This is a genomic window from Nocardioides sp. LHD-245 (assembly GCF_030929495.1).
Classification (GTDB): domain Bacteria; phylum Actinomycetota; class Actinomycetes; order Propionibacteriales; family Nocardioidaceae; genus Nocardioides.
In genome coordinates this window covers 103,514-123,272 of the sequence record NZ_JAVFWN010000017.1, presented here as the reverse complement: position 1 = coordinate 123,272, position 19,759 = coordinate 103,514, and the positions used below count along the sequence as shown (strand labels likewise).

General features: G+C 71.2%; 21 protein-coding genes. 6 read left to right on the top strand and 15 right to left on the bottom strand.

What is annotated here, in order from left to right; translation table 11 throughout:
* Nucleotides 1-2 precede the first annotated feature (2 nt).
* Nucleotides 3-929 (top strand): alpha/beta hydrolase, encoded by a 927-nt coding sequence (locus RB608_RS23325; protein WP_308090465.1) that lies wholly within the window; start codon nt 3-5, stop codon nt 927-929.
* Here RB608_RS23325 and RB608_RS23320 read toward each other — a convergent pair.
* Complete coding sequence (locus tag RB608_RS23320; protein ID WP_308090464.1) at nt 880-2,310, bottom strand: wax ester/triacylglycerol synthase family O-acyltransferase; 1,431 nt, start codon at nt 2,308-2,310, stop codon at nt 880-882. The genes RB608_RS23325 and RB608_RS23320 overlap by 50 nt on opposite strands.
* Nucleotides 2,311-2,377: 67 nt before the next feature.
* Here RB608_RS23320 and RB608_RS23315 point away from each other — a divergent pair, with 67 nt between their 5' ends.
* The 3 genes from RB608_RS23315 to RB608_RS23305 are packed head-to-tail and all read left to right on the top strand — an operon-like array spanning nt 2,378 to nt 4,253.
* Complete coding sequence (locus RB608_RS23315; protein WP_308090463.1) at nt 2,378-3,661, top strand: alpha/beta hydrolase; 1,284 nt, start codon at nt 2,378-2,380, stop codon at nt 3,659-3,661.
* A 32-nt stretch (nt 3,662-3,693) separates the two neighbouring features.
* On the top strand, nt 3,694-3,996 hold the full coding sequence (locus RB608_RS23310; RefSeq protein ID WP_308090462.1) for a hypothetical protein: 303 nt from the start codon (nt 3,694-3,696) through the stop codon (nt 3,994-3,996).
* A 2-nt stretch (nt 3,997-3,998) separates the two neighbouring features.
* Nucleotides 3,999-4,253 carry a hypothetical protein gene (locus RB608_RS23305; protein WP_308090461.1) on the top strand — a complete coding sequence of 85 codons (255 nt, stop codon included), beginning with the start codon at nt 3,999-4,001 and terminating at the stop codon, nt 4,251-4,253.
* On the opposite strand, the gene RB608_RS23300 is transcribed toward RB608_RS23305, so the two are convergent.
* Entirely contained in the window at nt 4,250-6,295 is a 2,046-nt protein-coding gene (locus RB608_RS23300; protein WP_308090460.1) for an acyl-CoA dehydrogenase, read from the bottom strand. The two genes, RB608_RS23305 and RB608_RS23300, sit on opposite strands and share 4 nt — an antisense overlap.
* Nucleotides 6,296-6,353: 58 nt before the next feature.
* On the opposite strand from RB608_RS23300, the gene RB608_RS23295 reads away from it, so the two are divergent.
* Nucleotides 6,354-7,040 (top strand): class I SAM-dependent methyltransferase, encoded by a 687-nt coding sequence (locus RB608_RS23295; RefSeq protein WP_308090459.1) that lies wholly within the window; start codon nt 6,354-6,356, stop codon nt 7,038-7,040.
* Here the strand turns inward: RB608_RS23295 and RB608_RS23290 are convergent.
* The 3 genes from RB608_RS23290 to RB608_RS23280 are packed head-to-tail and all read right to left on the bottom strand — an operon-like array spanning nt 7,020 to nt 10,164.
* Nucleotides 7,020-8,159 (bottom strand): prenyltransferase, encoded by a 1,140-nt coding sequence (locus tag RB608_RS23290; RefSeq protein WP_308090458.1) that lies wholly within the window; start codon nt 8,157-8,159, stop codon nt 7,020-7,022. The genes RB608_RS23295 and RB608_RS23290 overlap by 21 nt on opposite strands.
* Complete coding sequence (locus RB608_RS23285; RefSeq protein ID WP_308090457.1) at nt 8,156-8,905, bottom strand: class I SAM-dependent methyltransferase; 750 nt, start codon at nt 8,903-8,905, stop codon at nt 8,156-8,158. The genes RB608_RS23290 and RB608_RS23285 overlap by 4 nt, the downstream gene beginning before the upstream one ends.
* A gap of 2 nt (nt 8,906-8,907) precedes the next feature.
* Nucleotides 8,908-10,164: a glycosyltransferase family 4 protein gene (locus tag RB608_RS23280; RefSeq protein WP_308090456.1), complete on the bottom strand. Its 1,257-nt coding sequence runs from the start codon at nt 10,162-10,164 to the stop codon at nt 8,908-8,910.
* Between the two features lie 149 nt (nt 10,165-10,313).
* On the opposite strand from RB608_RS23280, the gene RB608_RS23275 reads away from it, so the two are divergent.
* A complete protein-coding gene (locus RB608_RS23275; RefSeq protein WP_308090455.1) occupies nt 10,314-10,925 on the top strand; it encodes a TetR family transcriptional regulator in 612 nt (203 codons plus the stop codon).
* A 6-nt stretch (nt 10,926-10,931) separates the two neighbouring features.
* On the opposite strand, the gene RB608_RS23270 is transcribed toward RB608_RS23275, so the two are convergent.
* From RB608_RS23270 to RB608_RS23225, 10 genes are all read right to left on the bottom strand, one after another.
* The gene (locus RB608_RS23270; RefSeq protein WP_308090511.1) at nt 10,932-11,687 is read right to left on the bottom strand and encodes a glucose 1-dehydrogenase; all 756 of its coding nucleotides are present in this window, start codon (nt 11,685-11,687) and stop codon (nt 10,932-10,934) included.
* A complete protein-coding gene (locus tag RB608_RS23265; RefSeq protein WP_308090454.1) occupies nt 11,687-12,589 on the bottom strand; it encodes a 3-oxoacyl-ACP reductase in 903 nt (300 codons plus the stop codon). Before RB608_RS23265 ends, RB608_RS23270 begins: the two co-directional genes overlap by 1 nt.
* Nucleotides 12,590-12,591: 2 nt before the next feature.
* A complete protein-coding gene (locus RB608_RS23260) occupies nt 12,592-12,786 on the bottom strand; it encodes a ferredoxin (protein ID WP_308090453.1) in 195 nt (64 codons plus the stop codon).
* 14 nt (nt 12,787-12,800) lie between these two features.
* Entirely contained in the window at nt 12,801-13,268 is a 468-nt protein-coding gene (locus RB608_RS23255; protein WP_308090452.1) for a pyridoxamine 5'-phosphate oxidase family protein, read from the bottom strand.
* Nucleotides 13,269-13,270: 2 nt separating this feature from the next.
* On the bottom strand, nt 13,271-14,272 hold the full coding sequence (locus RB608_RS23250; protein WP_308090451.1) for an NAD(P)/FAD-dependent oxidoreductase: 1,002 nt from the start codon (nt 14,270-14,272) through the stop codon (nt 13,271-13,273).
* 183 nt (nt 14,273-14,455) lie between these two features.
* Nucleotides 14,456-15,301: a hypothetical protein gene (locus RB608_RS23245; RefSeq protein ID WP_308090450.1), complete on the bottom strand. Its 846-nt coding sequence runs from the start codon at nt 15,299-15,301 to the stop codon at nt 14,456-14,458.
* Nucleotides 15,302-15,323: 22 nt separating this feature from the next.
* Entirely contained in the window at nt 15,324-15,914 is a 591-nt protein-coding gene (locus RB608_RS23240) for a hypothetical protein (RefSeq protein ID WP_308090449.1), read from the bottom strand.
* Complete coding sequence (locus RB608_RS23235) at nt 15,911-17,182, bottom strand: MlaD family protein (protein WP_308090448.1); 1,272 nt, start codon at nt 17,180-17,182, stop codon at nt 15,911-15,913. The genes RB608_RS23240 and RB608_RS23235 overlap by 4 nt, the downstream gene beginning before the upstream one ends.
* Entirely contained in the window at nt 17,179-18,531 is a 1,353-nt protein-coding gene (locus RB608_RS23230) for an MCE family protein (RefSeq protein WP_308090447.1), read from the bottom strand. The genes RB608_RS23235 and RB608_RS23230 overlap by 4 nt, the downstream gene beginning before the upstream one ends.
* Complete coding sequence (locus RB608_RS23225; RefSeq protein ID WP_308090446.1) at nt 18,528-19,757, bottom strand: MCE family protein; 1,230 nt, start codon at nt 19,755-19,757, stop codon at nt 18,528-18,530. The genes RB608_RS23230 and RB608_RS23225 overlap by 4 nt, the downstream gene beginning before the upstream one ends.
* Nucleotides 19,758-19,759: the final 2 nt, after the last annotated feature.

The following is a 19,759-nucleotide window of genomic DNA, read 5'->3' as shown; positions in this document are numbered from 1 at the left end:
GCATGGGGGCCGTCTCACTCGTCGACGTCGCACGCCACCGCGTCCGGCTGCCGCCGACCTCGATCCCTCCGGGACGGATGGTGGAGCTGCCGGGCCGGGGCGGCGCGACCTTCGTGACCGACACGCCCGGACCCCACCTCACCTCCCCCACGATCGTGCTGCTGCACGCACTGGGCACGACGGGGCTGCTCACCTGGTTCCCGGCGATCGCGCCACTGTCCGAGCGCTTCCGGGTGGTCACGCTCGACCAGCGCTGGCACGGTCGCGGCATCCAGAGCGCCGAGTTCCGCCTCGTCGACTGCGCCGACGACGTGGCCGCGCTGATCGAGGTCCTCGATCTGCCGGACGTGATCGTCGGCGGCTACTCGATGGGCTCGATCGTCGCCCAGCGGGTCTGGCGCCAGCACCCCGAGAAGGTGCGCGGCCTGGTGCTGGGCGCCACGACCGACCGGTTCCAGCTCACCCCGGCCGAGCGCGGCTTCTTCCTCGGGATGGGCACCACGATGCTCGCGCTGCGCGGCGTGTCGCGGTCCCGCACCGCGCTCCGGGCCGCCCGGGCCGCGGCCCGCGGAGTCGACCTCGAGCCCTCGGACCTGCACGCGTGGGCACTGCGGGAGTTCCGCTCGACCAGCCCCTGGGCGGTCGGGCAGGCACTGGCCGCCCTGGGACAGCACCACTCGCGGCCCTGGCTCGGCCGGATCGACGTACCGACCGCGGTGGTCGCGATGATGCGCGACCGGGTGATCCCGACCTCGCGGCAGCTCGCGCTGGCCCGGGCGATCCCCGGCGCGACCGTGCACGAGGTCGACGACGGGCACGCGGGGTGCGTCCTCGGCGCCGAGAGGTTCGTGCCGCGCTTCGTCGAGGCCGCCGCGACCGTCAACGCGCGGCGCCGGGACTTCCGCCGAGATGCTCCACCGCCGCGCTGAGCCGCTCGAGCTCGGCCGGGAAGTGGCGGACCAGCGCGTCGGTGTCGGGCATCGACTCGCGGCACGCGATCGCGCCGACGTGCATCTGCCCCGCGTTGGACATCACGGTGACGTTGAGCCCGGCGCCGTGGAAGACCGGCCCCAGCGGGCAGAGGGCGTCGATCCGGGCGCCCATGAAGTAGAGCGGGATCGGCGGTCCGGGCACGTTGGAGATCACCAGGTTGTGCACGACCGGGTGTCGCTCGGCCAGGCGCAGGTTGGCATAGGCGCGCACCGCGAGACCGAAGGTCCGCGGCGCGGCGAACTCCGCCCAGTCCTGCAGGGCGTCGGCGCTGATCGCGTTGTGGTGCTCCTTGGCGTGCTGGTTGCGCTCGGCGAGCATCCGCAGCCGCTCCAGTGGGTCCTCGATGTCGGTGCCCAACTTGGTGAACAGCGCGGAGACCTTGTTGGCGCCCGTCGCGCGCCGCGAGCTGTCGCGCACGCTCACGGGGACCGTGGCCAGCAGCGAGGACTCGGGCAGCTCGTCACGTTCGGCGAGGTAGGCCCGCAGCGCGCCCCCGGAGACGGCGAGCACGACGTCGTTGACCGTCGTGCCGGTGACCTTCTTGATCCGGCGGATCTCCTCGAGGTCGAGGTCGACCACCGCGATCGACCGGTGCGAGGTGATGGTGCCGTTGAAGGAGGTGCGCGGCGCGGAGAACGGCGCGGCCATGGCGGTGCCCTGCCGGGCGCGGCCGATGCTGCGGGTGACCAGCTGCGCGGAGGGCTTGAGCACCTTGACCAGGGTCACCGGGCGGGTGGCGGTGCCGATGACGGCCCGGCCCAGCAGCTCGCCACGCCCCGGGTCCCGTGGGTGCGGCGCGTTCTCGGGGACCAGCGGCGGCGCGTCGGGCTCGAGGGAGCACAGGTGCGAGATCAGGTTCGAGCCGGAGACGCCGTCCACGGTCGCGTGGTGCATCTTCGCGAACACGACGACCTTCTCGTCGTCGCTCCCCTCCGGCCGATAGCCCTCGATCACCCACATCTCCCACAGCGGGCGCGAGCGGTCGAGCGGCAGCGACGCGAGATGGGCGCACAGGTCCATCAGCTCGGCGTACCCGCCGGGCGTGGGCAGCGCCAGACGGTGCACGTGACGCTCGATGTCGAAGTCCTTGTCGCGCACCCACACCGGGTGGTCGAGACCGAGCGGCACGCCGCGGACCTTGCGCGTGAAGCCCGGCACGTCACGCACCCGGAGGTCGATCTCACGCTGCATCGCGGCGAAGGAGTACGGCGCGGTCATCGTGGCCGGGTCGAGCACCATGACCGCGCACACGTGCATCAGCTGGGCGGGCGTCTCCAGGTAGAGGAAGCTCGCGTCCAGTCCCGACAGCCGATCCATCCGCCAACCCCCATGGAAAACTAGAACGAGTACCAGTTTCTCACAACGATCCGGATACTCTCGCGTCATGGGATTCGTACGCCGCCAGCTCGTCACGGCGGCGCTGACCGCCAACGCCATCCGCCCGCTCCCCGGGTTCCGGGCCGGGATCCCCGCCTTCTTCGCCGGCTGGATCACCGGCGAGCTGGCGCCCCACCTCCTGGGACTCACGGCGGCCGACGCCGCGGCCCACGCCACCGGCTCGCGGCGCGACTGGCGCGGACTCGCACTGGCCGGCCTGACCAGCGCTGGGCTGGTCCACCTGATCCGGCAGAGTCGGCAGGCCGTCACCGATGCCGAGGACGCCCTGGTGGAGGGACTGGGCGTGGACTACGTCGAGCAGCTCGACGCGAAGCCCACCCCGGCCGAGCTGGCCACACCGTGGCGCCGGGTCGCCAACCCGTTCGCCTTCCGCGCCGCGGCCCGCAGGGCCGGGGTCGAGGTGCACCGGAACATCCCGTTCGCGCCGTACGGGCGCCGGGGCCTGCTCGACGTCTACACCTCCGAGGTCACTCCCGCCGGCGGCGCGCCCGTGCTGCTCCAGGTGCACGGCGGCGGCTGGACGATCGGCAACAAGGACCAGCAGGGCCTGCCCCTCATGCAGCACCTGGCCGCCAAGGGCTGGGTCTGCGTCGCGATCAACTACCGGCTCGCGCCCCGCGACCCGTGGCCGGCGCAGATCATCGACGTCAAGGCCGCGATCGCGTGGATCAAGGCGCACATCGCCGAGTACGGCGGCGACCCCGACTACATCGCGATCACCGGCGGCTCGGCCGGCGGGCACCTCACCGCGCTCGCGGCCGTGACGCCGAACGCCCCGGAGTTCCAGCCCGGCTTCGAGTCCGCCGACACCAGCGTGCAGGCGGCCGTCCCCTACTACGGCGTCTACGACCTCGCCGGCGCGAGCGGACTGCGCAGCGCCGAGCTGATGCGGGACCGGTTCCTCGCTCCGATCGTGTTCAAGCGGTCCCCGCGCGCGGAGCGCGCCGTCTTCGAGGAGGCCAGCCCGCTGCTGCGGGTCACCCCCGAGGCGCCCGACTTCTTCGTCGTCCACGGGTCGCAGGACACGCTGGTCGACCCGGGACAGGCGCGGGCCTTCGTCGCGGCACTGCGTGCGACCTCGACGCGCACGGTGACCTACGCCGAGCTGCCGGGCGCCCAGCACGCCTTCGACGTCTTCCCGTCGATCCGGTCCCAGCACCTGGTCCGGGCCACCGACCGGTTCCTGCACTGGCACTGGAACGGCTGGCGGCGCGCGCGGTTGTCCACAGGCGCCGCCGGCTCGCTGGATCGGGGTGGCGAGTCGTCGTAGGGTCACAGCACCCCGTACCCCTCGGAGGAACGATGCCCGCACCCAACCCCGACCTCGAGCTCAGCGTCGAGCGCAACACCAATGACGTCGTCGCGCTCTACGGCCTGCTGACCGATCAGAACCGCAGGATCGCCGTAATCGAAGACAAGGTCACGACGATCGAGAACAAGGTCACCACGATCGAGAACAAGGTCACCACGATCGAGAACAAGGTCACCACGATCGAGAACAAGGTCACCACGATCGAGAACAAGGTCACCACGATCGATGAGACCCTCATCGAGCATGGCCGACAGCTCGCCGAGATCCTGAAGCGTCTGCCGCCGGCGGTCTGACGATGGATGCCGACGAGGTCGAGGCGCTCTACGACGAGCGACGGGCAGCCTTTCTCGATCGCAGCAAGATCCAGCTCGAGCACAGCAGCCTCCTCGACGATCGTTCCCGAGCATTGTCGGCCGTTCTCGAGAGCGAGCGCCGCCTCGCCGAGTACTACCGACGACTCGACCAGGCCGATCAGCGGGTCGAGCGAATCCAGGCCACCCTCCGCGCGCTCGACGGCAGGCCGAGGTACCCGACCTCGGACCGCACCTAGCGCGGCAGGCCGAGGATCCGCTCGGCGACGACATTGCGCAGGATCTGCGTGGTCCCCCCGGCGATGGAGAGGCAGCGGGTGTTGAGCTGCTCCCAGACGTCGGCGGCCAGCGGATCGCCGGACTCCTTGCCGATCGCGCCGAGCAGCGCGAGGTCGTCGCCCTGGAGCCGCACCACGAGCTCGGAGGAGTCCTGGCGACTGCGGACGCCGAGGAGCTTCGCCACGCTCGACTCGGCGCCGGGGCCGTGGCCGCCGAGGGCTCGCAGGGTGGTGCGGACCCCGAGCAGGGCGCACACCGTGGCGAGGGCGACCTGGTGCCCCACCGCGACCCGCTCGACCGGCCCGAGCTCCCGGGTGACGGCGAGCTCGACGGCCCGCTCGACACTCTTGGTCAGCCGGGCGCTCGCCATCGCGACGCGCTCGTTGGCGAGGGTGGTGCGGGCCAGTCGCCAGCCGTCGCCGGGCTCGGCGACGACGCACTCGTCGGGGACGAAGACGTCGTCGAGGAACACCTCGTTGAACAGCGCCTCACCGGTGATCTCGCGCAGCGGGCGCACCTCGATGCCCGCCGCGCGCATGTCGACGAGGAAGTAGGTGATGCCCTTGTGCTGCGGGACGTCGGCGTCGGTGCGCGCCAGGCAGATCCCCCAGTCGGCCCGCTCGGCCACCGAGGTCCAGACCTTCTGCCCGGTCAGCGACCAGCCGCCCTCGACCCGGGTGGCGCGGGTGCGCAGCGAGGCGAGGTCGGACCCGGAGCCGGGCTCGGAGAAAAGCTGGCACCAGGTGAGCTCGCCCAGCAGCGACGGGCGCACGTAGCGCTCGCGCTGCGCGTCGGTGCCGTGGGCGAGGATCGTGGGGACCGCCCAGCCCGCGATCACCAGGTCGGGGCGAGAGACCCCGGCGCGGGCGAACTCCTGGTCGATGACGATCTGCAGGGTCGGGTCGGCGCCCAGGCCGTAGGGCGCCGGCCAGTGTGGAGTCAGGTAGCCGGCATCGACCAGCGCCGCGCGCTGCTCGGTGGCCGGCAGCGCTCCGATCCGCTCGGCGGTGGCGCGGGCCTCGGGCCGGACCGCGGCGTCGCGGCCCTCGAGGTCGACGTCGACCCGGCGGCGTACGCCGGACACGGCCGCGGCGGTGATCCGCTCGGCCGCCGCTTCGGAGGGGCCTACGAGCGCGCGCAGGGTCAGCGCGCGGCGGAGGTAGAGGTGGGCGTCGTGCTCGTGGGTGAACCCGATCCCGCCGAGCACCTGGATGCACGCCTTCGCGACCTCGACGGCGCCATCGAAGCAGATCGCCTGCGCGACGTCGACGGCGAAGGCCCACTGGGCCTCGTCCCCCGTCCCCGCGTCCGGCACCGGCGCCGCCGCCGCGGCATCCCATGCGGCCGCGGTCACCGCCTCGGCCGTCTCGAGCATCCGGGCGCACAGGTGCTTGATGGCCTGGAAGGCCCCGATCCGCTGGCCGAACTGCTCGCGGACCTTGGCATAGTCGACCGCGGTCTCCAGGCACCAGCGGGTGACGCCCGCGGCCTCGGAGGCGGCGAGGGTGACCGCGAGACGGCGCCGCAGGTCGTCGGGCGCGCCCGCGGTCGCCGCGGTGACGCGGGCGTGCCTCGCGCTGAGATCGATGCCCCGCTGCGGGTCGACGCCGGCGCCATCCCCGGCGTCGAGCAGGAGCAGCTCATCGGCCGCACCGCCGTCCCACACGGCACCGGCGGGATGCACCTGCACGCCGTACCGGCCCGGGCGGCCGGTCAGCAGGGCCCCGATCGTGGCGCCGAGGAGCCCTCCGGGCACCAGCTCGTGGGCGCACGCCTCGAGCGCGACCGCCTGGTCGAGCAGGGTGCCGCCCCCGCCGCCCGCGGACTCGGGGACCGCGATCGCCGCGACGCCCATCTCCTCGGCGGCCGACCAGGCCGCGGCGAAGTCCGCGTCCGCCTCGCCCTCGGCGGCCCGCACCGCCGCCAGCGGGGACAGGCTCGCGGCCCACTTGCGCAGGCTGTCGGCGAGCTCGACCTGCTCGTCGGTGATGCCGATCGACATTTGATGCTCTCCTGCCGTACGAAACTAGAACGCGTTCTAACTCTACTAGAGTGGCGGGGTGCCTGACACCGTCCCGGCCCCGATGCCGTCCGACCTGCTGGACCTCGCCCGCGCGGCGCAGGGCTTCATGCCCGCCGACGAGGGTGACCTGCTCTTCCGGATCGCGCTCGAACGGCTCCCCCACGGACCGGGCCTGGAGGTCGGCACCTACTGCGGCAAGTCGGGGATCTATCTCGGCGCGGCCGCGCAGCGGGTGTCCGGCGCGACCGGGACGACCGCCGTCGTGTTCACCGTCGACCACCACCGCGGCTCCGAGGAGAACCAGGCCGGATGGGAGCACCACGACGCCAGCGTCGTCGACCCCGAGTTCGGCCTGATGGACACACTGGGCCGGTTCCGCAAGAACATCGCCCGGGCCCGCCTCGAAGAGCACGTGATCGCGGTCGTCGGCCAGTCCACGACCGTCGCCGCCCACTGGCGCACGCCGCTCTCCCTGCTGTTCATCGACGGCGGCCACGGCGAGGAGCCGGCACGCGCCGACTTCCGGGGGTGGGCCCACTGGGTGCAGGCCGGCGGCTACCTCGCCATCCACGACGTCTTCCCGGACCCCGCGGACGGCGGGCGGCCGCCCTACGAGCTGATCTACCTGCCCGCTCTCGCGTCCGGCTCCTTCAGCGAGGTGGCCCACACGGGCTCGCTCCGGGTCCTGCGGCGGACGCGAGGCTCAGCGGGCGACCCGCTGTGAGGCGCACTCGCACTCGAGCGCGATCTCCTCGAAGTGCGGTGCCACCGACGTGCCGCGCATGATCCCCGAGCCCGGGGTCGCGTGCCCGAAGGACTCACCGAGCGCGTCGACCGCGAGGACGACCGCGGCGGCGGTGTACGTCGTGTGCTCGTGGGGCCAGTGCACGTCGCGCGGCTCGCCCTCGGGCGCCGGGCGGTTCGGGTCGGCGTAGACCCAGCCCGTCCAGTAGCGACCGTCGGACTCGCGCAGGTGCTGCATGTCGGCGACGAGCCGCAGCGCCCGGTGGCTCGACTCCGGGTCGCCGATGACGTCGAGGGCCATCGCGAGCTCGCAGGTCTCCGCACCGGTCACCCACGGGTTCGTGTCGACGCAGTGGATGCCGAGGCCGGGCACGACGAAGTCGTCCCACCGGCGCGCCAGGAGCGCCCGCGCGGCATCGCCGCGGACCGGGCCGCCGAGCACCGGGTAGTACCAGTCCATCGAGTAGGTGGACTTGTCCGCGAACCGGTCGGCGTGGGTGCGCACCGCATGACCGAGCCGGCCGCCGGCGAGCTCCCACTCGGGCTGCGGGTCGTCCATCAGGTCCGCGAGCGCGACGCCGGCACGCAGCGAGTGATAGATCGAGGAGTTGCCGGTGAGCAGGCAGAAGTCGTCCTCGGGCGTCCAGCGGATGCCGCCGAACGGGTCCTGCAGGGACACGACGAAGTCGAGGCCGGCACGCACCGAGGGCCAGTAGCGCTCGACGAAGCGGATGTCGCGGCGCACCAGCCAGTGGTGCCACAGGCCCACCGCGAAGTACGCCGACATGTTGACCTCGCCGCGCTCGTCCGCGGGCCTGCCGCCGACGATCTTCATCGGCCAGGAGCCGTCGGCCCGCTGCATCGTGGGCACCCAGGCGTAGGCGCGCTCGGCCGCCTCGACCTGGCCGCCGACGAGCATCGCCATGGCGGCCTCGACGTGGTTCCAGATGTCGACGTGCTCGCCGGTGGTCCACGGTACGGCGCCCCACGGCTCCTGCATCGCCGCGATGGCTGCTGCGGTGTCGGCGACCTGCTGGGCCGTGAGGACGCCGTCGAGGTACGGCAGCCGCGCGAGCGCGACCTCGGGGACCGCCGTCATGCGTGGTCCGGCTTGCGGAAGTAGAGGACCATCGACTTGCCGATCATCGGGTCGAGGACCTTGCCGGCGAGTTGGAGCGCCTTGGGCTGCTTCATGATCTCCCAGACCAGGAGCTTGTGGTACGCCTTCGCGAGTGGGTGGGTGTCGTTCTCGACCCCGACGGCGCACTTGATCCACCAGTACGGCGCGTGCAGCCCGTGGGTGTAGCTCTTGCCCTCGAAGAGCATCGCCTCACCCGGCGTACCGTCGTTGGGCCGGCCGCCCTTGGTGACCTTGTCGATCAGCTCGTGATCGGTGTAGATCCTGATGTGGCCGCCCTCGGCGTTGTGGTAGTCGGCCGAGAGGCTCCAGTTGACGACCTCCGGCAGCCAACGGGGCACGGTCACCGCGAGGGTGCCGCCCGGACGCAGCACCCGGATCAGCTCACGGATCGCGGCGACGTCGTCGTGGATGTGCTCGAGCACCTCGGAGCACACGATCCGGTCGAACTCGCCGTCGGCGAAGGGCAGGGCGAGCGCGTCGCCCTGCTTGACGTCGGCCTCCGCGCCCGCGGGCACCTCACCGGCCTCCTTCATCGCGACGAACAGGTCGCGGACCCCCTCGAGCTCCTCGGCGTCGAGGTCGAAGGCGATCACGTCCGCGCCGCGGCGGTACATCTCGAAGCTGTGCCGCCCGGCACCGGCGCCCATGTCGAGGACGCGGTCGCCGGCACGCAGGCCGAGACGGTCGAAGTCAACGGTCAGCATCCTCAGTTCCCCTTCTCCGCGGTCTCGGCGGCGTAGTCCGCGATGACCTTGTCGTACGCTGCGGCGACCTTGACGGCCACGGCCTTCCAGCTGAACTGCTCCTCGACCCGCCGACGGCCCGCCGCACCCATCCGCGCGCGGCGCTCGGGGTCGTCGAGCATCCGCTCCAACGCGTGCAGCAGCTCGCCGACATCGCCGGGGGCGACCAGGTCGGCGCACTCGCCGTCCGCACCGACGACCTCGGGGATGGCGCCGGCCCGCGAGACGACGAGCGGCGTCGCGCAGGCCATCATCTCCGCGGTCGGCAGCGAGAAGCCCTCGTAGAGGGACGGGACGCACGCGACCTCGGCCGAGCCCATCAGCTCGACCAGCTCGTCGTCGCTCAGCCCGTGGGCGAACCGGACGGCGTCGCCGATGCCGAGCTTCTCGATCAGCTTCTCGGTGCGGCCACCGGGAGCGGGGCGGGTCACCAGGACCAGCTCCACGGCGCGCTCGGTGCGCAGCTTGGCGAACGCCTCGAGCAGCGTCGCGACCCCCTTCATCGGGGCGTCCGCACTCGCCATCGCCATGATCCGGCCCGGCACACGAGGCTCACTGGGGGGCACGAAGTTGTCGTCGACGCCGAGCAGGATGACCTGCATCTTGGCCGGGTCGACCGCGAAGTCGCGGGCGATGTCGCGCTTGGACGCCTCCGAGGGCGTGAGGATCCAGCGGGCCCGGCGCGCGATGTGGGCCTGCATGCGCAGGAAGCCGTACCAGCGCCGCAGGGTGAGCTTGCGCCACGGGTTGCGGGTCTGCGCGAGGTCGATGCGCCGGTCGAAGGTGATCGGGTGGTGGATCGTGGTCAGCATCGGGGCGCCCACGGCGTCCTCGACGTCGAGCATGCCGTGTCCGAGGACCTGGTTGTCGTGCACGACATCGAAGTCGCCCCGGCGCTCCGCGAGCACCTTCACGATCCGGCGCGAGAACGTGCGCGGCTCGGGGAAGCCGGCCAGGCACATGATCGCGAACTCCTGGACGTCGATCAGGTCGCGGAACTCGCGCAGCCTGGGCACCCGGAACGGGTCGGGCTCGCGGTAGAGATCGAGACTGGGGACCTTCGTCAGCGCGACGCCCTCGTCGAGTGTCGGATAGGGCTGACCCGAGAACACCTCGACGGTGTGTCCCAGCCGGGTGAGCTCACGGCTCAGGTGACGCAGGTAGACGCCCTGCCCACCGACGTGGGTCTTGCTGCGATAGGACAGCATCGCGATCCGCACAGGTAACTCTCCCCAAGGCCTTGCTCCCGGGGAGCAGTCCGAAACGAAAACGTAGTGGAACGTGTTCCAAATTATGCGCTACTTGCCGGTAGCCTATCCACTGGGTCCATATCGACCCGACTCTTCACAGCACCGCAGGGGGACCTCTCGTGACCATCGCGAACCCGTCCACGTCCGACGATCTCGGATCGGCCGCACAGCGGGAGCGCCGCAAGCGAATCCTCGACGCGACCTACGACCTGGCCAAGTCGGGCGGCTTCGACGCCGTCCAGATGCGCGCGGTAGCCGAGCGGGCCGACGTGGCCCTCGGCACGCTCTACCGGTACTTCCCCTCGAAGATCCACCTGCTCGTCTCCGCCCTCGGCCGCCAGTTCGACGAGGCCTCGGCCCGTCTCGGTGAGCGCGAGATCCCGGGCGACACGCAGGCCGAGCGGGTGCTGTACGTCCTCAAGCGGATGGCCCGCGGCATGCAGGGCGACCCGAAGCTCACCGAGGCACTCACCCGCGCCTTCATGTTCGCCGACAGCAGCGTGACTAACGAGATCCACGTCGTCGGCATGGCGATGACCTCGATCGTCACCCACGCGATGCACGGCGGCGTCCCCGACGAGGGCGCGCTGACCGACGAGGACGTCGCCATCGCGCGCGTCATCGGCGACGTGTGGCTCTCCGCGCTGGTGGCGTGGGTGACCGGGCGCTCCACCGCCGCGGAGACCGCGGCGCACATGGAGACCGCGGTCGGCCTGATCCTGAGGGATTGACAAGACTCAGGCCCCGAAGGCGTGCGTGCTGGTCACGCCGCCGTCCACGGCGATCTCGGCACCGTTGATGTACGACGACTCGTCGCTGGCCAGGAAGACGTAGACCGGCGCGATGTCGCCGGGCGTGCCCACCCGGCGCAGCGGCACCTTGCTGGCGCCGTACTCCATCGCGGCGTCGCCGCCGTGGACCCGCGTCATCGGGGTGTCGATCATCCCGGGGTGCACCGAGTTGACCCGGATGCCCTTGGGACCGAGCTCCATGGCCGCACACTTGGTCATGCCGCGGATCGCCCACTTGGTGGCGGCGTACGCCGTGCACGACGGCATGCCGGCCAGGCCCTCGACCGACGAGGCGTTGATGATCGAGCCGCCGCCGTTCTTGCGCATCGTGCGGGTGACCGCCTGCATCCCGAGGAAGCAGCCGAGCTGGTTGACCCGCCACAGCAGCTCGACCTCCTCGGCGGGCATCCGCTCGATGTCGCCGAAGCGCAGGATGCCGGCGTTGTTGGCGAGCACGTCGACCGGTCCGAAGCGGGCGTTCGCGTCGTCGACGACGCTCGCCCAGGAGCCGGCGTCGCTCACGTCGTGGTGCGCGAAGTGTGCGGCGCCGCCGAGCTCGTCGGCCAGCGACTGGCCCTGCTCCTTGGCGACGTCGGCGATCACGACCCTCGCCCCCTCGGCGACATAGGCCCGGGCGATCTCCGCGCCCTGGCCCATCGCGCCGCCGGTGACGATCGCGGTCTTGTTGTCGAGTCGTCCCATCACACACTCAGCCTCATGATCGAGTCGGCGGCGAAGCCGACGTTCGGGTCGCGGTCGGCGAAGAAGCCGCCGAGCTGCTTGTCGAGGTCGTCGCCGGTCCACAGGTCGCCGGCGGCGTCGAAGCGCTGCTCCACGACCGGCGCGGCGACGAGGGCCACCATCCCGCCGTACACGACGAAGACCTGGCCGGTGATCCGCGCCGCGGCGGGCGAGGCCAGGTAGACGACGAGCGGCGCGACATGGTCGGCCGAATAGGGGTCGACCGCCTTGCCGGAGGCGTCCTCGCCGAACACCTCGGCGGTCATCGCCGTCCGGGCACGGGGGCAGATCGCGTTGGCCCGCACGCCGATGCGCGACAGCCCGCGGGCCGTCGACAGCGTGAGCGCGGCGATGCCGGCCTTGGCGGCGGCGTAGTTGGCCTGCCCCGGCGATCCGCCGAGGAACGCCTCGGACGCGGTGTTGACGATGCTGCCGTAGACGGTGCCCGACTCGCTCTCCTTGGCCTTGCCGCGCCAGTAGGCCGCGGCATTGCGGGAGAGCAGGAAGTGGCCGCGCAGGTGGACCGCGATGACCGCGTCCCACTCGTCGTCGCCGAGGTTGAAGAGCATCCGGTCGCGGGTCATGCCGGCGTTGTTGACCACGATGTCGAGACCACCGAGCTCGATCGCGGCCGCGACCATGGCGTCGGCGGTGGCGCGCTCGCTCACGTCACCGGGTACGACGACCGCCTCTCCCCCGAAGGAGCGGATCTCCTCGGCCGCCTCGTCCCCGGCACCCGGCAGGTCGTTGAGGACGACCCGGGCACCGGCACGCGCCAGAGCGACCGCCTCTGCGCGCCCCAGACCCGCACCGGCGCCGGTGACGATCGCGACCTTGCCGTCCAGCGACGTCGTCGCCTCCATGCTCACTCCTCCACCAGCGTGATGGCGGCGCGCGGGCAGGCCGCGACGGCACGCTTGACGTTCTCGATGTTCTCGTCGGTCGTGTGCTCGGTGTGCAGCTGGAGGAAGTCGTCGTCGTCCAGCTCGAACACCTCGGGGGCCATCGCCTCGCACAGGCCGTTGGACTCGCACAGGTCGAAGTCGACCTTGATCTTCATGGACATGCTGCCTTTCACGTCATCTTCCGGTGGTCCCAGGACGCCACGCGATCGGGGTGGACGATCACGCCGACCCGCTTGGTCGCCTGCTTCTCGACCGTCTGAGCGCCGATCTCGCCGAGCGCCTCGAACGAGTCGACGCCGAACATCCGCACGGACACGGCCTTGCCGATCTCGAGGATCCGGTCGTGCTCGCGCACGATCTCGGCCCGGCCCTCGATGGAGACGCCGCGCAACTCGAAGTAGTCGGTGCCGTCCTCGACGAGCGCGCTCACCCGCGGGTCCCGCTCGAGGTTGAGGATCTTCTGGCTGCGGCCGTAGGTCCAGAACGCGATCCGGCCGTCCAGCACGTCGTAGAAGAGGGTGGTCAGATGCGGGAACCCGTCGCGGCCGTTGGCCGCCACCTGGACCTTGAGGTTCTCCTGGAGCAGACCCTGGACCTCCTCCTCGGTCAGCTTGACCTGATCGCGGCCAGCGCTCATGCTCAGCTCCCTTCCGAGGAGTGTCCGGGGAACACGTGGGCGGTCGGGTCGATCACCACGGCCGCGTTGTTGACGGCCGTCGCCGCCTCGCCGAAACCGACCGCGATCAGCCGGACCTTGCCGGTGTACTCGGTGATGTCGCCCGCGGCGAACACGCGCGGGAGGGTGGTCCGCATCGACGGGTCGACGACGATGTGGCGGCGGTGGGTCTCCAGTCCCCACTGCTGCAGCGGACCGAGGTCGGCGATGAAGCCGAGCGCGGCGACCACGGCCTGGGCCGGCAGCCGGTGCGACTCGCCGTCGACCGTCAGCTCGACCTCGGCGAGCGGGCCGGCGCTCCCGCCATCGGCATCGCGGAGTGCGGCGACCTCGGCCCTGGTGACGATCCTGACCGAGGACGCCTGGACCTGCTCGACGGTGCGCTGGTGGGCCCGGAACGCGTCGCGCCGGTGCACGAGCGTCACCGAGCGGGCGACCGGCTCCAGGTGCACGGCCCAGTCGAACGCGCTGTCGCCGCCGCCGACGATGACCACGTCCTGGTCGCGGTAGGCCTCGAACCCGGGGACGAAGAACTCCACGCCGCGGCCGACCCAGCCCTGCGCCGCGGGCAGCGGGCGCGGACTGAACTTCCCGATGCCGGCGGTGATGACCAGCGCCTTGGCCCGGACGTCGGTGCCGTCGTCGAGCCGGAGCGTGAGACCGTCGTCGTCGACCGCGAGATCGGTGGCGGTGCGGCCGAGCAGCTGCTCGGGCTTGGCACTGAGCGCCTGAGCGGCCAGACCCTCGACCAGGTCACGGCCTTTGACGCTCGGGAACCCGGCGACGTCGAGGATCGCCTTCTCGGGGTACATGGCGGTGATCTGGCCGCCGAGCTCGGGCAGCGAGTCGATCAGTGCTACCCGCATCCCGCGGAATCCGGCATAGTAGGTGGCGAACAGACCGGTCGGGCCCGCGCCCACCACGGCCAGATCACAGTCGACGATGCTCTCTCCTGGGGTGGCCACGACGGAACTGTAACGTGTTCTAGCTAGTCGTGTCTCGCACGTCGCCGTCGTAGCGAGCGGCGTTTCCGGCCGATCTGGCAAGGCGGCGGAGCGACGGCGTGCTGGATCGCACGTCGAGCGACGCCAACGCAGCCAGATCGAGTCGGAAACGTCGCGTAGCAGGCGGGGGCGTGGGAGACACGACTATTCGGTCTTGTCTTGCTCTGTCGGCCCCGGGCTCGGCGCCTCCGGGCTCGGCGTGGCCGACGGGTCGTCGGTGTCGAGCCGGTCGACCAGCCAGCCGTGGTCGGTGTTCACCATCGTGACCAGCACCCGGTAGGGCGTCACGACGGTCTCCTTCTCGCCGTCGCGCTTGCGCTCCACGACCTGGTTGAGGAAGACCAGCGCCTCGAGCCGGGTCCGGTTGGCGCGGACGACACCCTGGGCGACGACGCTGGCCTGGACCTTGAGCTCCTGGGCGATGCCCTGCTCCTTCACGTCGCCGATCGTCTTGAGATAGTCCTGCTCGTAGCGGTCGGTCGTGAGCTCGACGGCGCGGGCGACCTCCTCGTCGTACTTGCTGTAGTCGACCGAGACCAGCTCCTGGGCCGCCTTCGCCGCGGCCTCGACGCCGTCGCGCCACTGGAGCGCGGGGATCACCACCGGTCGTCCCTTCGGGACGCTCAGGCCGCCGGCGTCGCTGACCCGCGTGGACGGCTCGTCGTCGCCGAAGCGGTCGACCAGGAGCAGGGCGAACTCGGCGACCAGCGCGAGCGTGACCAGGGCGAGCACCGTGATCAGCACCCGGGTCGTGCGCGGGCGGGCCAACAGGCCGGGGCCACGGCCTCCGGGGGCCGCCGAGCCTTCGGCCTGCTCGTCGATCTCGTCGAGGTGCTCGTCGGCCTGCTCGTCGATCTCGTCGTCGAGGTGCTCGTCGACCTTCTCGTCGGGCGAGGCCGGCCGGGCGGTGCCCGGCCGGCCGGCGAGCCGGCGCGGACGGGGCGTCTGGCCGCGGGAGCTGGCGGGCTTGCGGGGGGTGGGGCGATTCATCTCTTCCTCATCCTGCGCAGCATCAACCCAGGGCGACGTACTGGAGGTCCTTGGTCAGCCAGCGACCGTCCTCCAGCACCAGATCGACCTGGATGCGGTAGTTGCGGGCCTCGGGCTGGAACTCGGTCGTCTTGTTCCGGACCGTGCCACTGGTCGCCACGATGGCCGTCGCGGTGTCGTCGTCGCCGGCGACCAGCCCGGCCCACACCACCTCGGCGACCATGTCGGACTGGGCCTCGGCGGCCAGCTTCTCGAGGTCCTTCGCCCCCTGGGAGTACTGCGAGAGGAAGGTGCCGGTGGCCATCGACTTGACCGCCTCGATGGTGCTCTGCGGCTCCTCGTAGTCGAAGTTCACGAACGCGGTGACCATCTTGGTCGCGGCGTCGAGCTGGGCGGCGATGCGCTCCTGCTCGGTGTCGTTGGCGAGCCGGACCGCCTCGACGGTGCCACGGCCGACGTCCTGGCCGGCGCCCGGCACGACATCGGTGCCGTTGACCTCGTTGTCGGAGGTGCTCACGTGGAGGTAGAGGAGCAGCAGCGCGACGCAGCCGCAGACCACCACGGCGACGTACAGGGCGACGTTGAGGCGGACCCGGCTCCGCTCGTCCGTCACCTGCTCGCCACCGGACCCACCAACAGCCACTTCCACGCATCCCCTCCCAGGACGGACAGGTCCTCCGGCTGCCGCAGCTCGACCGGGTTCCCCGTGGTGTCGACCAGTCCGGGCACCTGGCCGGTGGACGGATCGTAGGTGCCACTGTAGACGCGACCGGGCGAGGCCCGGTTCTTCCGGTTTCCCGGCGCGTACTTGCTCCCACGCATGACGTACGGCGGCCCCGCCGTGCAGTTGACGTCGGCCGGTTTGGCATCGGTCAGGTCCTGCGTGGAGCGCCACTCCGCCGGGGGCACGTAGCCCTGGGTGCAGGGCGGCACGCTGTAGTCGAACTGCAGATTGACGTGACCCCAGCCGTCGGCGGTGCTGCCGGTCGGCCCGCCGGCGATGAGCGCCGGGTAGGTGACGAGGAGCTGCTCGATGCCGTCGAGCTCGCTGAGCAGGACCTGGTCGACGGTGATCAGGTCGCCGAGGAGCACGGGGATCGTCGGTTCCAGCTCCTCGAGCAGCTTGGTCAGCGCCCGGGCCGCGCCCGGAGTCGAGCCGAGGACCGTGCGGAGGTCGCCGTCGCTGCCGCGCAGGGCGGTGGTGATGGTGTCGAGGTCCGTCGCGAAGCGGCGGATGTTCTCCTTCTGGCCCTGCTGCGTCTTCAGCACCGCGAGGCCACTGTCGAGCAGCTGGATCGTCTCCTCGGTGTGGGCGCTCGCCTCGGCGATGAACGCCGAGCCGCCGTCGAGGAGCCGTTGCAGGTCGGCGCCGGTGTCGGTGAACATCAGGCCGAGCTCCTCGACGACCTTCGCGAGGCTCTCCTTGTCGACCGAGCCCACGAATCGGTTGAGGTCGACGAGCAGGTCGCCCTCGTCGACGGGAAGCGAGCGCTCGTCGCCGGCGAAGGTCGAGCCGTCCTTCGCGTAGGGGCCCTTCACGTCGGCGGGCTGGAAGTCGAGGTACTGCTCGCCCACCGCCGAGAGGTTGTGGACGTAGAGCCGCGCGTCCAGCGGCAGTCGGGTCTCCTCCTCGAGGTCGAGGGTCAGGTCGACGCCGTCGTCGGTCGTGTCCATCCTCGAGACCCGGCCGATCTTGACCCCGCGGTAGGTCACCTCGCTGCCCTCGAAGAGACCACCCGAGCCGGGCAGGCTCGCCGTGACGGTGATGCCGCGGCCGGTGATCCGGTCGATGACGCCGAGGTAGGTGGCACCGATGTAGGTGATGCCGATGGCACTGAGCGCCACGAAGGCCATCAGCCGGATCCGGACTCCCCTGCTCACGACGCGACACCTCCGCCCAGCAGGTCCTCGGTCGAGGTGTGGTGGGCGGACGGTCGCGCTCCGGTCAGGCCCTTGAGCAGGCCGCCGAGCGGGCTGTTCGGGCCGAGCAGTCCGTTGGAACCGCCGAGGAGACCGCCCAGATCGAGGTTCGGCAGGGAGGTGAGCAGCTTGCAGACCGGGCTGTTCTTGATCGCCGGGTCCTGGCATTTGGTCTGCAGGTCCGCGAGCAGGTTGACGTCGCTGAGCACCTTCAGGCAGGCCGCGCTGGTCAAGCTGCCGCTCTTGAGGCACTTGCCGACCTGGTCGAGGACCTCACCGAGGTCGGGCAGCTGGATCTCCGGCAGGCCCAGGGTCTTGTACAGGTTGGCGAAGTCGAGGTCGGCCCGGATGATCGTGTCGGCGTAGTCGCCCTGGACGATGTTGTTGGCCGCCTGGGGGAAGGGGAAGCTGACCAGCAGGTTGAGCCCGGGCGCGAGCTGCTCGTCGGCCTCGGTCAGGCGGCGCAGGACCGGGCTGAGGTCCTTGAGGATCCGGAGCACGTCCTCCTTGCTGGCGTTGATGACCCGGGTGCCGACCTTGCCGAGCTGGTCGAGCGAGCCGAGCATCTCGATCAGCTCCTCGTGCTGGGCGGCGAGCACCTCGACCGCGGGTCCCACCGCGTCGAGCGCGTCGCCGATCGTCTTCTTCTCCGCATTGAGCGTCGTGGTCAGGTTGTTGAGCGACTCCAGCGCCTGGATGATGTCCAGCTTCTGCTGGTCGATGGTCCCCACCACCGAGTCCAGCGAGGAGAGCAGGTTGCGCAGCCGGTCCTCACGTCCGGACATGACCAGGTTCGCCTCGCGGGTGATGGTGCCGAGCTGGGCGACGCCGCCGCCACTGAGCAGGAAGGACAGCGCACCGAGGACCTCCTCGACCTCGGGGTTGCGGCCCGTCTTGGCGAGCGCGATCTCGTCGCCCTCCCCCAGCCGTCCGGTCGCCGCCTCCTCCTGGGGCGCCTCCAGGGCGACGTACTTCTCGCCGAGCAGGGAGACCTGACGGATGTCCGCGATCGTGTTGTCGGGCAGCTTGACGTCGTCGCGCAGCCGCAGGACGACCTTCGCGTTCCACCCCGCCCGCTCGACCTCGGTGACCTCTCCGATGACGACGTCGTCGACCATGACGGGCGACCGAGGCACCACGTTGAGGACGTCGCGGAAGTACGCGGTCACCTCGAACGCCTCGTCGGCGTCGACCGGGTGACCGGGCAACGGCAGGTCGTAGGCGCCGTCGAAGCTGCTGCAGCCGGTGAGGAGGGCGGTGCCGAGCAGCATCGCCACCAGGGCGCGCCATCGGCGGAGCGGGGCGGTCATGACGCACCTCCGAGCAGGGTCATGACCGTGGCGTCGTCGCCGGTCGAGTAGGACACGTCCGCCACGTCGGGCACCTGGACGCCGTCCTTGGCGGCGGCCTGCCGGGGCAGATAGCTCTTGAACTCGGGCGGGAGCCAGGGCAGCTTGGTGAGGATCGGCTCGATCAGCTTCTCGATCAGGTCGCAGGCGGTGTCCTTGAGCGCCGCCGGCATCGCGGGGTGCTGCTGGATGAAGGCGCAGACCACGCCGTCGACGTCCCACACCAGCCCACCGATGGCCATCCGGGAGTTCTGGCTGCCGCTGACGTGGTCGAAGCCCATGGCGAGGTTGCCCATCGCCACCGGCGCGACCTTCACCGCGGTCTCGATGTTCTCCTTCTCCGAGGCGATGGTGCTCATCACCTCGGTGAGCTTGCGGACGTCGGCGACGAACGCGTCGCGGTTGTCGCGGACGAAGCCCTTCACGCTCCCGACGGCCCTGGCGACCGCGGCGACCGCCTTCTGGAGCTCGTCGCTCTCCTCGGCGAGCATGGCCGAGACGCCGGTGAGGTCCTGCATGAAGGCCCGCACCAGCGTGTCGTTCTCGGCGAGGGTCGTCGTGAACCGCGCCAGCTGGGTGACGGACTCGAAGAGCGGGCCGGCGCCGTCGCCGAAGGTCTGCGCCGCGTCGGCGAGGTCGCGGATCATCTGGTTGCCCTTGGCACCCTGGCCCGCGAAGGCCTTGGTGCCGGCCTCGAGCAGGTGGTCGAGGGTGCCGTCCGCGTTCACGCCGTTGGGGCCCAGGGCGCGGGTGAGCGCCTGGAGGCTGCCGTAGATGCGATCCAGCTCGACCGGCACCGCCGTCTTGGGCAGCGCGATATCGGCGCCGCTCGCCATCACGTCACCGCCTCGGAAGACGGGCGTCAGCTGGACATAGCGGTCCGCGACCAGGGTCGGGGTCACGATCACGGCCTGGGCCTCGGCGGGCACGCGGTACGACGCGTCGTACTCCATCTCGACCCGCACCGAGTTGCCCTCGGGAGTCACCGCGGTCACCTTGCCGACGTTGACGCCGAGGATCCGCACGTCGGTGCCCTCGTAGACGCTGACGGCGCGCGGGAAGTGCGCCGTGACGGTCTTCATCTCCGTCGGCGAGCGGACCAGGTTGACCGCGACGGCGACCAGCAGGGCCGCGCCGACGAGGGCGAGGACGCGGCGGTCGAGACGCTTGAGCACGGAGGTCACCATCG